General features: G+C 42.5%; 8 protein-coding genes. All 8 read right to left on the bottom strand.

The features are described from left to right. Nucleotides 1-23 precede the first annotated feature (23 nt). Nucleotides 24-1,274: an MFS transporter gene (locus PBN151_RS23130; protein ID WP_072730875.1), complete on the bottom strand. Its 1,251-nt coding sequence runs from the start codon at nucleotides 1,272-1,274 to the stop codon at nucleotides 24-26. 101 nt (nucleotides 1,275-1,375) lie between these two features. After that, on the bottom strand, nucleotides 1,376-2,251 hold the full coding sequence (locus PBN151_RS23125) for a 3-hydroxyacyl-CoA dehydrogenase family protein (protein ID WP_083545298.1): 876 nt from the start codon (nucleotides 2,249-2,251) through the stop codon (nucleotides 1,376-1,378). 267 nt (nucleotides 2,252-2,518) lie between these two features. Then, the gene (locus PBN151_RS23120) at nucleotides 2,519-2,767 is read right to left on the bottom strand and encodes an acyl carrier protein (RefSeq protein WP_028532981.1); all 249 of its coding nucleotides are present in this window, start codon (nucleotides 2,765-2,767) and stop codon (nucleotides 2,519-2,521) included. A 27-nt stretch (nucleotides 2,768-2,794) separates the two neighbouring features. After that, complete coding sequence (locus tag PBN151_RS23115) at nucleotides 2,795-3,730, bottom strand: ACP S-malonyltransferase (RefSeq protein ID WP_175560780.1); 936 nt, start codon at nucleotides 3,728-3,730, stop codon at nucleotides 2,795-2,797. Between the two features lie 8 nt (nucleotides 3,731-3,738). Further along, nucleotides 3,739-4,437 (bottom strand): thioesterase II family protein, encoded by a 699-nt coding sequence (locus tag PBN151_RS23110; RefSeq protein WP_072730873.1) that lies wholly within the window; start codon nucleotides 4,435-4,437, stop codon nucleotides 3,739-3,741. 47 nt (nucleotides 4,438-4,484) lie between these two features. Further along, nucleotides 4,485-10,331 carry a type I polyketide synthase gene (locus PBN151_RS23105; RefSeq protein ID WP_072730872.1) on the bottom strand — a complete coding sequence of 1,949 codons (5,847 nt, stop codon included), beginning with the start codon at nucleotides 10,329-10,331 and terminating at the stop codon, nucleotides 4,485-4,487. Nucleotides 10,332-10,459: 128 nt separating this feature from the next. Further along, entirely contained in the window at nucleotides 10,460-12,784 is a 2,325-nt protein-coding gene (locus PBN151_RS23100) for an ABC transporter permease (RefSeq protein ID WP_072730902.1), read from the bottom strand. Between the two features lie 2 nt (nucleotides 12,785-12,786). Next, the gene (locus tag PBN151_RS23095) at nucleotides 12,787-13,491 is read right to left on the bottom strand and encodes an ABC transporter ATP-binding protein (protein WP_072730871.1); all 705 of its coding nucleotides are present in this window, start codon (nucleotides 13,489-13,491) and stop codon (nucleotides 12,787-12,789) included. Nucleotides 13,492-13,522 lie beyond the last annotated feature (31 nt).

The raw sequence follows: 13,522 nt of genomic DNA, 5'->3' as shown, positions 1-13,522 counted from the left end.
CTCACTCCCTTTTCCTCTCGAAATTACGCTCCAATTTTTTGCTGTTCCGGATTGTATTGAATAAAAGCCTTAAAGGATTTTAAGAAAAATAAAGGGATAAACAATACGGTCATTGCCATGAAGCCTGTAAATACAATGTATCTTATTGGGAAAAATTCGCCTAATATACCTCCAATAAACATCGCCAGCGGTGCAAGTCCCATCGTAAGAGTTCCCTTAAGCGAGGATACCTTGCCTCTCATTTCCTGAGAAACAGTTAATTGCACCGTTGATTCGATCAGTACATTTACAATTGCGTTGAAAATGCCGCCGATAAATAACAAAATAGCCATGATAATAAAGTTATTCATCATGACTGCGATGGAGAAAACAATCCCTGCCAGTAATCCTGATACGGTTAGTACCATACTTTTGTGGTCAGGCTTGATCCGAAATACGGAAGTAAATATCATTCCCGCAAGCATACCTAATGTAAAGATGGCCATGGCGAGCCCGTATTTAACTTCACCTAGGTTCTCTGCATTTTTAAACATCGGTGCAAGCAATACAATGCTTATCGTTGCAAAAAAATTCAAAAAACCAGCTAAAACAATTAAGTCTCTTAGCCCTTTCATTTTCCAGATGTACCTAAAACCATCCTTCATATCTTGCCAGAAGTTGAATTGTTGATCCTGACTCGTTGACTTCGGTACCTTCATGAAAAATGCGAGAATAAATGAAATGATATAAGAAATACCATTACATAAAAATAAAACGGGTGCGCCTATGAGAGAATACAGCAGACCGCCAGATGAAGGCCCTATGATTTGAGAAATGGCACGCAACATACTTAAATTAGCGCTAGCTTGTACAATCTGAGAAGAGGGAACAATATCAGGGATCGTTGAGGTTACTGCGGGATTAAAAAATGCAGCGCACGTACCGAGAATAATCCCCGCAACAAAAGCCATCCAAATTTCGAGATATCCCAATATGGCTGCAATGCCGACGAACAGAATACATATCCCTCGTATGAAGTCCATTAAAAGGATCATTTTTCTTCTGTCTGTTCGATCTACAATGACACCTGCAAAGGGTGATATGAGAACTTTGGGCAGCAACGATGTCGCCAGTAATGCCCCCATCAAACCTGGTGAACCGGTTTCGTACAGTACCCAGAAGGTTAAGGCAATTTCATAGATGGAATCGCCTAGCGCAGAAACCAGCTGTCCTTGCCAGAGTAGAAAGAAATTCATCGACCACAACCGCTTTTTAGGTTCGCTTGTATTCTCCATGTTTCCTCCTGTCGAGAGCTAAAACAAAAGAATCGCGCTCAGTATGGAGTGATAATCCCCTCGACCACCGAACACGATTCCCTTGTCCAACACTTGTTTGATTATGCTTTCACGAAACTGCCTTCATACACCGGGTAAGAGTAGAATCCTTGTCCACTCTTCCTTCCATGTGTTCCGGCTTCAACCATTTTACGAAGAAGCGGACAGCAACGAAATTTTGAATCCTGGTAGCTCTCGTATAAAATGTCCAGTGATTGTACAACGGTATCCAGACCGATTAAATCAGCGGTTTCAAGCGGGCCCATTTTGTGTCCAAAGCATTTTTTGAATACGTCGTCTACATCTTTCGGATTTGCAACCTGATCCTGAACCACGAATGCAGCCTCATTCATAAACAAATGGGAAATACGGTTAGACACAAAGCCTGGTAAGTCGTTAACGATGATCGCTTCTTTATTCAAGGTCGAGAGAAGATGAACAGTAGCTTCAATGGTCTCCTCCGAAGTATGGTATCCTTTGATCACTTCAACCACTGGTTTCATGATGACTGGATTCATATAATGAGAGCCAATGACCTTTGACGGCCTATTTGTAAGGGCAGCAACCTTGGTAATCGAAATACAGGAAGTATTAACAGAAAAAATACAATGATCGGGGCAGATTCGATCAAGCTTTAGATATACGTCTCTCTTGATCTCCCACTTCTCCGGCACGTTCTCAATGATATAGTCTGCATCTTGTAATCGATCATAATCCATAGTAAAGGAGATTCGATTCAGAATGGTTTCTGGCTTCTCCGCCGCGAAATCTTTGTTGTATAAGCCTTGAAAACGAATGTTGTTGGCAATTTTCTCTTTAGCTCTCGTAAGAATGTCTTCGGAAATATCAACAAGTACTACGTCATACCCGGCTAATGCAAAATTATGCGCAACGCCAGTTCCCATAACGCCTGCACCAATGACTCCAATCACCTTCATGTTTACACCCATCCCCTTCGCATCGTTTAAGGCATAGAACGAGCTGGAATCGTTATACCTTAACGCGAATTATTAAATTCAAAGCTCACAAACATACATAGTTTCGAGTCCTGCACAGAAGCTATCAATACTATCCCGACTCGACAGCCAAGAAGTGCTCTTGAGCAGGACTCAATCCATCCAATAAACCAAGTGCCGTAGAGAAAAGTCAGAAAAGAGAGCGAGAACGGTTAACTGCTTCAAGCCTCATTTCCTATGTTCTTATAATCATTGACTTACTGCAGCACTTTTGCTTGCGACGAACGTAGAAATGGCTTCAATAGACCGGAAGTTGTTCAAATTCAAATCTGTGTTATCAATGCCGATGCCGAACTCCTTCTCAATAAACATCACCAGCTGCATAGCAAAGAGAGAGTTGACATCTCCAGTCGCGAAAATATCATCTTGATCCTGCAGTTCTTTCTTCTTAATAAACTGGCTCAAAAATGCTCTTGTTCTGTTTTTGATTTCTTCCATCGTGATACACCTCATTGAATAGTATTTTTACTTGCTTGGCATTTTCAATCGCATGAACTTTTTATACGTTAAAAATTCAGCATCCAGATTGATGAGTCTTGATATTTTCGTAAGGGAATCCTCCAAGCTAACTTCAACAAAACTTTCAATCCCCCACTGACCCAATGTGAGGATGGAGGCATTCCAGTTCATTGGGCTTGTCATATTTTTGATGAGTTCATGCTTTAAATCAGAAGCGCTTTGGATGGCAGTCTGCGAAAATACGGATAATATCGGGATATCGCCATCACAAATCGAAATCTCCTCGACAAGATGCACGAACCTGTCAATGCCTTCTGCTGCATACGGTGAATGAAACGCATAGGGAGCATTGATGGTTGAAGCCTTGATTGCTCCCTCTTGCTCAGCGAGTCTCAGTACCCGATCAACGCTGTCCCTAATTCCTGAGACAACCAGACACGTATCGTTGTTCTCGCTAGCCATATATACGTCATGTTCCGATGTTCCTCGGGCGATGAGATCGTGAACCTCATTGTACGTCTTCCCAACGATTACCCCCATACTGCATGGAATAGCAAAGCCTTTGGGGTATTCATAAATCGTTTGAAGCATTCGCAGTCCGTCGGCAAAAGAAATGGACTTGCCACAAGCCATAGCCGTAATTAAGCCCATACTATAACCAGCCATAATGGCAGGCTTTATGCCTGAATCGACATATTGCTGATACACAAGATAATCACATGTATAAATCGTAATCCAATCGTAGAACATCCTGTCGCATTCGATATGCTGAGAGTGGAACAGATAGCCGAGCAAATCGATTCCAATCTCCTTATTTACCGTGTAGCAGTACTCCTTCAAGGCATGAATCTGGCCTTCTTCCAACATGCCCAAGAGCTCCCGATAGTCCGCTCCAACACCCTGAAAAAGAAATGCCCGCTTGTTATCCGTTAACTTGTTCATGACCACCCTCATTTTTCAGGCAATAATTCGCCCTCCATAATATTCACGATTGTACTGGTATGATCGTTAATAAAAAAATGATCCCCCATAAAATGATAGAACTTGATCCTTTGTTCGCATAAGTCATCCCATTCAATCTCTTGCTTGCCATCAATCCTATCTTCAAGCCCAATAAATACGGAGATGTCACATTTAATTTTCTCTGCTCTTTGCTGAAACTCGTAGTTTTCCATGATTCTGATGTCATTTTTTAATACAGGAAGATAAAACCTCATTAATTCTTTGCTCTGCGAGAGCTCTTCATGGGTGCCTCCCAAGGCAATGATTTTTGCAATAAACTCATCGTCAGGCATCGTGGAACTGACATACATGTTATTTTTCACAATAGGTGATTGCCTGCCTGAGAAAAAAATATGCGCTGGCTTCCGTTGTCCTTCTGCAGTAACTTTATAGTATAGTTCGTAGGCCAGAAGCGTTCCCATGCTATGTCCATATAGCGCATACTCGTCTTTCTGAATTTGATCTTTTATTAAAGAGTAAACATCGTCGACTGCTTCTGTCATATCCTCATAGAAGTCTTGACCGAATCTCTCCCCCCTTCCCTTTATTTCGATGGCTTCAATATCTATAGCGCGATTTGCGAGTTTACTCCAGTTCGAGTACGCACGCTTGGAGCCGCCTGCGAATGGTAAACAGAACAATTTCATGGGTACGTTCTCCTCCGAAGTACAAAGTAACAGGTAAATTATCGTCGTTAATTAAGCAGGGAGCTGATCTCGGACAAAATATCCTCGACGGATTCTTCATTATTGGCTGCGTTGCTGCCATTCTGTTCTGTCTCTTCAAAGCTCATAGCTTCGGTTACTAAATAGCCATTCAATTTCCGTAAGGATGGATAATTGAAGAAGACAGAAATGTCGACTTGCAGATCCAACAGTGCCTTTATTTCATTTCTTAAAGAGAAGATCATTAAGGAATCTACTCCTTGTTCGGTAAAGGAACTATCAACCGATAACTGATTGATATCCTGAAATCCGATAATGTCAGCTGCAGCTTTATGCAGCAAGGATAATAGATACTCGGATCTCTCCGTTTCACTTAATTCATGCAGCTTGGCGATGACATCTTCTTTTGCCGCCGATTGTTCACCTTGTGTTCCTCGCGAATGATTGTTCGTGATGAAGTTGCTTAAAAACGCTGTCACCTCATCCACACCAGTCCGCTGACTAAATAGCTCCCAATTTGCATCGACAACGACAATGGAAGCAAGCTCCTTATGAAATACCTTGTCAATCATTTTCTTGCCTAGCTCTTTGGACATTCCATAGAGCCCTTTATTCTCAATATTCTTTAATATATTGCTGTTGCTTGTCGCCATCCCAGCTTCTTCCCAAGGTCCCCAGCAAATCGACATCGCCGGCATTCCCAGGCTTCTTCTGTATGCTGCAAATCTATTCATAAAGTAATTGGCCGCCGCATAATTGGCCTGCCCCATATTCCCTACTACCGATGAAATAGATGACATCATCACAAAGAAATCCAAGCTCTCATCCTGCAATGCATGATGCAGATGGAAGGATCCCCATACCTTTGTCTTGAATGCGTTTTCGAAGCTGTTCCAGGTTTGATCTTTGATCATCTTATCATCAATGATACCGGCCGCATGAACGACACCTTTAATCGTCAGGTTGTTCTGTTTCAACTTCTGTACCATTGCGATTACGTCAGCCTCGTCACTCACATCAGCCTGTTCAAGGGTGATGTGCACTCCCTTTTCCTTCCACGAGTTCATCGTTTCAAGCAATTTGCCAGAGGCTTGGCTTCTGCTTACTAATATGATGTTCTTGGCGCCTCTGTTGATCAGATACTCTGTGTAAACTTGACCAATGGAACCAGTGCCACCTGTGATCAAATATGCGGCGTCATCATCAATTCGAATCGCAAGCTCCTTTTTATTCGCACGGCTCTTGGAGTTTCTAATCAGCCGAGGAATATACCTCTTATGCTGTTCTCCGAGCACAACCTGCTTCTCTTCTCCATGTAGGATTTCGTTGATAATGTCGTCTATTTCGTTTTTTAGCATATGGGTATCTGTATCAATAATGCCGTCCCATAACAGCGTATGCTCAAGACGAATAACTTCGGTAAATCCCCATAACGGAGCTTGATAGAGTGATGTAGCTGCACCTTTCACTGCGTCATCTATCTGATGCACATTATTCGTTATTACCTTGATTTTCATTTTGTTGGAGTAATTTAATTCAGTTATCGATTGAACGAGATGCAATAACCCGCTGCATTCCTTTTCAACGGTATCTTTCAATTGGTCAGCAGTCAGATTATTTAGCTTAGCCTCATCTGCTGTACTTATATAAATAAGCTTGCACGTATCCTTTCTATATCGACTCGCGATATTTTCCAGCAGCCTCTTTACGTCGTGCTTATTGGTGTACGAAACAAAGAAGATATCATCATCATGCTCTACATATTTATCACTTTGTATGACTCGAATCGAAGGTATTCCATAACCATTTAACCTTTCATGGAATCGATCGATGATATCCGGGTCATTACCGATGAGTACCATTTTTTCGTTACCGCCAGCTTTTGTATTCTTGCTGGCTCTAGCTTGTTCCATCCATTCCACTTGATAGAGCAGACGCTCGCCGTTATTATTTATTTCTTTGAGTAAGGTATCCCGCTCCGTTACCTTCGCCATTAACCTCTCAATTTCAAAGACGATTTCTCCCTTTTCATTGTAGACATCGATATCGCCCACTACGCCGGATTGTTGAGAATCATCCACCTTAATATGGCACCAATAGCTTTCGGCATCTCTATAGTGATATTTCAATTTGCCTAACGAGATGGGAATAGCGGTCTTTAATGCATACGCCTCACTTTGTGAGTCCATTCTCATGCTCAATTCAGATACAAAGAATATAGATTGGAAGATAGAGTCTATCGTACCTGCATACACGATGTAGTCTTTGCCATTTGGAATGTCCTTTTTGGGATCGATATAGCAGAGTCCTTCAGCTTCACCCTTCCATACTTTCGAGATTCGGGTAAAGCCGTCCCCTAATTGAAAACCAAACTTTTTCATTACATCATAGGCATTGTATCCGGATGTTACTTCAGGGTACTTGTTTGTGAGCTCATCAATCGACACACGCTTCTCTGATTCACGCTCTTGTTCTTGGGACATGAGAATATTTCCCTTGCAATGTGTCATCCAATTCTCATGCTGTGATTGCTTATCTGTACTTACAAGTTCAAATTTCATTTGCTCAATATTAGTATCCTCGATAACGAATTGCACAACCCGCTTCTCGTCTTGTATTGCTGTTAATGGGGCATGAAATTCCACATTGGATATCGTACTGCTTACAGGATTACGGAAATCCTTAGCAATCGAGATGAGCATAGACATATGAGCAGCAGCAGGAGCTATCGCGGTATCAAAGATAATATGTTCCTGCATGAAATACGGATTCTCTACTGTATACGTAGATTGGTACAGAGTACTATTCTTTAGATATGGAGTGCTGATTCTCTGTCCAATAAGCGGATGGTAGTCAGTACCTGCAAGCGCAGGCATGCTGTCCTCATGAGAGCACACTGGCTGCATCCAGTAAGAAGCTTCCCGATCAAACACATACGCAGGCAATGCTACTCGATTGTATGAACGATTGAAGCATGTCTCAAGCCCTTCCCACAGGATCGATACGCCATGGCAATACAGTTCCCCTAAGCAATGCATGATTTGCTCCCATGCATTTTTCTTCATATCAAGAGAGTTCAACAACAGATGCTCTTTATTCAGGATGAGCTTGCCAAGCGAGCATAATGTGTTGTTTGCTCCAATTTCGAGGAAAATGGTGTTTTGCGCATCCTGTAATTGGGATAATGCATGGTAGAAATCGACTTTATCCTTGATGTGATTCGTCCAGTAGTCGGCGTCTAATACTTCATCTTGTTCCACGGCTCTCCCGAGGGTGGCCGATATATAGGTCAGCCTACTGCTTCTAAATTCCACCTCATTCTGCGCAACATCTCGAAATTGCTCCAATATCGGAATCATTAAGTGAGAATGGAATGCATGGGATACATGCAGTCGATTCACTTTCACTTTTCTGTTCTCTGCTTCCGTCGAGATTGCCTCAACAGCATCCCGCTCTCCGGATATTACGATACTCTCTTCTGCATTATGCAGGGCAATAGACACCTTACCCTCATAGCCTCTCAGCAGATCTTCGACCACAGTCTTACTTGTGTAAATAGCCGACATTGCTCCCTCTCCCGGAGCTGAATCCATCAGTTGACCGCGAAGCGCAACCAGCTTCACTGCGTCCTCAAGTGTCAAGATTCCGGCGGCAACTGCTGCAGTATATTCCCCTATGCTGTGGCCCAGCACGATTCCAGGAGTAACCCCTACACGCTCCCAGAACTTGAGTAATGCATATTCGATTGAAAAGATTAAAGGCTGTGCATAGAGGGTTCTCGCAATATCTTTCCCGGTATATTTATCGCTATAGATCATTTCTACTAACGACTTATTGATATACGGCTCAAACAATCGATCACATTGGTCAAAAGCCAATTGGAACGAAGGGTTATGTTCGTACAACTCCTTCCCCATGCCGACGTACTGCGATCCTTGTCCCGTAAACAAGAACACCAGCTTGGTGTCCTGATGCATATCGATGTGTTCACGATGTCTCGTGGAGATCCCCGCTTTGTTGTTCGTATCTATGTAGGCTTGCAGCCTGTTCACTAACTCTTCTCGGTTCTGACCTGTAACCGTAAGCCTGTAAGCAAAATCAGCCTTGGCCTTATTATTGGTATACGCAAAATCGTTGATCGCAATCTGAGGGTTTCTCTTCAAATATGCAAGATTGCTTTTCACATTTTCGACTAATGCCTTTTCACTTTTGGCAGCTATTTTTACGATAGTGATAGGATCAGTATCTTTTGTCTGTGGCGCTTCTCTCTTAGGCGGCTCTTCCAAGATGATGTGGGCATTGGAGCCTCCGAAGCCAAAACCGTTTACGCCCACCCTTCTTACTCGACCTTCGCTTTTCCAAGCTGTATTTTCAGCAATAACGGAAACCGGTGATTTCTCCCAAGGAATAAAAGGGTTAGGTTCATTAAAGTTCAAATTTGCAGGGATAACCTCATTTTTGAACGCTAATAGCACCTTGATAATACTAGCCACTCCTGCTGCCGCTTCCAAATGCCCAATATTCGATTTCACCGAACCAATCTGAAGCGGATTGTCCATAGCTCTATCTTTGCCATAGGTATTGACAACGGCCTTCACCTCAATCGGATCACCAAGCTTAGTACCGGTTCCGTGCATTTCCATATAATCAACATCGGAATAATTCAATCTTGCTTCTTTTAATGCTTTCGTGATTACTTTTTCTTGAGCTAACCCATTCGGTGCCGTTAATCCATTGCTCTTGCCATCTTGATTGATCGCGGTTCCTCTTACGATACCAAGAATATTATCGTTATCCTTTTTGGCATCACGCAGGCGTTTTAAGAGCAACACCCCGCCGCCTTCACCTCGACCATATCCATTTGCTGCAGCATCGAAACTTTTACTTTGTCCGTCGGTAGATATGGCTTCCAGCTTGGAGAAGCACACATGAACGGCAGGTGAAATCATCAAATTCACCGCACCCACGACTGCGGTATCTACCTCACCAGATTTAATCGCTTTGCTGGCTAAATGAAGTGCAGTCAGAGAGGAAGAACATGCGGTGTCCACACAGAAGGAAGGCCCTTCAAACCCAAACGTGTAGGAGATTCTGCCGCAAGCGGTACTGAACGTTGTTCCAGTAAGCGAGTAGGCATCTATTTTAGTTAAATCTCCCGATTTATAGTGGCCGAACGAATACTCTTCTCCGGCGATTCCGATATATACCCCCGTGTTGCTTCCGTAATGCTGAGCAATATTGATGCCCCCATTTTCAAATGCCTCCCACGTCAGTTCCAGCAGCAGTCGCTGCTGTGGATCCAGAGACTTGGCTTCTTTGGGTGACATATTAAAAAATTTCGGGTCAAATCGATCAATGGGTATGTTCAGAAATCCACCCTTCCTGGAATACATCTTTCCAGGCTCTTCTTTGTTATCGCTAAAATAGTGATCAACATCCCATCGATCTGCAGGCATATCACAAATGCCATTAATTCCGTTCATTAACACGTCCCAATATTCCTCAGGACTATTGGCTCCCCCTGGGAAGCGGCAGCTGATTCCGACAATTGCAACATCATCATCGGAATTAGGCCCATCCGAGGCACCGTCCAGATCCTCATTACTCACTGCAAAAGCATCTGATTGGTTTAATGCGTTGTATAAGAAGTCTGCATACAGATTGATGTTCGAGTTCTCAAAAATCGATGTAACTTCGATTTCCATTCCAAATTGCATGGACACTTTTTTCGTAAATAGTGGAATGTCAACCGAGACTAATCCCAAGTTGATAAATGGTTCGTTGTAATCCTCCACTTTTTCATCCAAAATGTCTTCCACTAATTCTGCCAAATACGCCGTAATCTCAGGTTTGGTAAAGGATTTTTCTGCACTCATCTTGTCTCATCTCCTCCTTAAAGGATTCCTTTCTTGGCTTCTTGGTTGGTTTCTTAACGATCGAGAATCTCTTGCTGCATATAAAAAAACAGCCTACAGTTCTCAGAGAACGTAAGGCTGTTTTTTCACTACTCCACACTCTTCAACGATTCAATCATATTGATTCGTGATACTTTTCTCCGTAGCAGTAAGCTTGAAAGAATAGTAAGCACGAATGCAAGAATAACCGCTATCAGCATGACGAATAGGTTTAATTGATTCGGAATTTGCTGATGGGCACTGGACAACGCCTTCACGACAAGGGTATACATGTAGCCACTAATCGGTAACGCGATAATAACCGCAAAGGTGGTAAGGATAATATTCTCGAAGAAGATAAGCCGGTTTATTTTGGGCTTCGGATAGCCTAATACCTTTAATGTGGCCAGCTCACGATTTCGCTCATAAATGTTAATGGAGGATATCGTATAGATTGCGCCAAAAGAAAGTATGATGGCACTGATAATAAACATAATGAAAATAAAGCTATTTTGCTTCAAAATATATTGCGCGGATTTCTTCAAGTCTGCCTTATCCGCAATCGTATCTACCTGTTTATCTTGTTCGAAGAAATGACGAACGCTAGGAAGGTCTGAAGCGCTGCTTGATTCTACTACTAGCGACGTTGGTTTGTATTCGATGCCAAAGCTTTGCAAATACGATGGCGTAATATAGAACGAAGGGTTCGAAAACTGGGTGGATATTTGTACTACCTTCATTTCAACTGTTTTGTTGGCAAACTCTGGCGAAGTGAACTTGATTTGAATGCTATCCCCTTCTGCAATCTGATAGTTGTTGGCATACGATTGGGGTACCAGCACACCGTTATCGTTCAAAGCGATCGAATTGCCTTTTTCGTCGAAGAAGTGGATAAGACTGTTTTCTTTCTCTGTAACAATTAACGTAGCATTTTGTTTAGTGTCTCCTTTTATGAATTCCACGGAAAAGTTGGATAAATCATAACTGCTCTTAATGCCCGCGGGGAGTTTCATCGTCTTCGGGGCACTTTCTTTCGTGTAATCGACTCTTAAATCATAGGTGTTCACCTTTTCAATTTGGTCGGCAACCTTTTGCAAAGATGTCATTGTACCAAAAGCTGTAATTAACAATACCGTACTCACCACCACGCCAACTGAGCTGGCGATTGCTTTTGGTTTATTTAAAAATATATTTCTCAAGATGAGCTTGTAGTTATAAGAAATATTACTCCAGATACCTGGAATTCTTTCGACGAGCAGCTTCTTCATCTTCTTAGGTGGTTTGGGGCGCATTGCCTGAGCTGCACATTCTCGAAGGATGGCTCTGCCGCTTAAGTAACAGGACAGGATTCCGAACGCGCTAGAGACAAGAATGGGAGGAATCACGGAAGTTAAGGACATAGAGAAGGCAATGTCAGGCAGCGAGTAGGCCTTAGCATTAGATGCCTTAACTAATGGAATAAATATACTTGAAGCAGCAATGCAGCCTAGAATGGAGCCTATAATCCCTACAAGTACCGGGTAGCCCATGTAATGGAGCATGATGTTTCGGTTTTTTATACCCAGCGCCTTCATGATACCTACTTGATTTCGCTGCGAATCAATAATTCGCGTCATGGTGAGGAATAGAATAATCGCTTCGATAATAAAGAGAACGAGCGGGATGACCTTGCTCATTAAGTTATTGTTATGAATGGTTTGCTTCAGTTGGGAATAGCCGAATGTGCGCTCTTTACTGACTTGGTTCACATAGGTCAGTTCTGTGGATTGCGCTTTAATGGTTTGGCCCAATTGGTCAATATCGTAACCTTCCTTCGCATCAACCAAGATTTCATTGTAGGTTAAACTGCCTGCAATTCGTGGAATAGCAGCTTCTGCTATATAGGCCACTCCAGAGGATTTATGATCTTGAATTTCGTTCTTTTTCACATACTCCACGTTTTCGCCCAAGCCGCTAATGGTGAATGTCATCGGATTGTCATTCACGCTGAGATGAATTTGAGAACCGACTTGGTACTTATGCTCTTTAGCATAATGGGAATCGAGCAAGACCTCATCCGCTCCTGACGGAATTCGGCCCTCAATGACTGTAGGTGTGTTAATTTCATTATTAGCGGGAATCGAGTGAATTTTGATTGCAGCCTTCAAATTTTCAAAAACTTGTGTTGCATCCAAGGTGTACCGTGCTTCGATTTTGTTAATCCCCTGGTTTTCGCTTAAATTTGTGACATCCTGCTTAGATATGTGATCGTAGTAAACATTCAAATCGCTTAAATTATGTGCCGTATAGTAAGCCTTCGTATAATCGCTAAGATTACCGCTTAACGTGAACAAGCCTGCATAGAAAAAAGCGCCCACTGCGATAACCAACACAAACGCGAGAAATTGTCCGATCGATTGTTTGATATCTCTGAGTAATTTTAGAAATAACTTCATCATTACCACTCGATCCCTTCAACATTCTGTTTGTCCTGATTGATCGTCACGCTCTCGATCATCCCGCTCTTTACCTTTATTATTTTGTCCGCCATAGGAGCAATTGCAGAGTTATGCGTGACCAAGACCACGCACTTCTTCGTTTCTTTGTTCAAATCTTGAAGAAGCTTTAACACGGCTTTGCCTGTCACATAATCTAATGCCCCAGTCGGCTCATCACACAGTAAGAGCAACGGATTCTTCGCAACGGCTCGCGCGATCGCTACGCGTTGTTGTTCTCCTCCAGATAGTTGGGAAGGAAAGTTTTTGATGCGGTCTTTTAATCCAACCTTGGATAACACATCTTTTGCATCCAGATGGTTTTTACATACTTCCGTGGCAAATTCAACATTTTCTAGCGCATTCAAATTCGGAATTAAGTTATAAAATTGAAATACAAAGCCAACCTTCTCGGCACGGTAATCAGTTAATTTTTTCTCGCTCAACTTCGTGATTTCTTGATTGCCAACAAGCACTTGTCCAGTAGAAGCCGTATCCATGCCGCCAAGGATATTCAGAATCGTACTTTTTCCGGCGCCGCTGGCACCTAGAACAACAACGAACTCCCCTTCTGCTATGGAAAAATCAACACCAGCCAAAGCCTTGATCGGTACTTCCCCTACTTTATATTCTTTTGTTACGTTTCTGAATTCGATCAGATTTTTCACTCTTCTTACATCTCCTCATAGCATATTTTTG

The sequence above is a fragment of the Paenibacillus sp. NAIST15-1 genome (assembly GCF_001894745.1).
Taxonomy (GTDB): domain Bacteria; phylum Bacillota; class Bacilli; order Paenibacillales; family Paenibacillaceae; genus Paenibacillus_B; species Paenibacillus_B suaedae.
The sequence above is the reverse complement of the archived record's forward strand: the minus strand, read 5'-3'. Positions and strand labels throughout refer to the sequence as shown.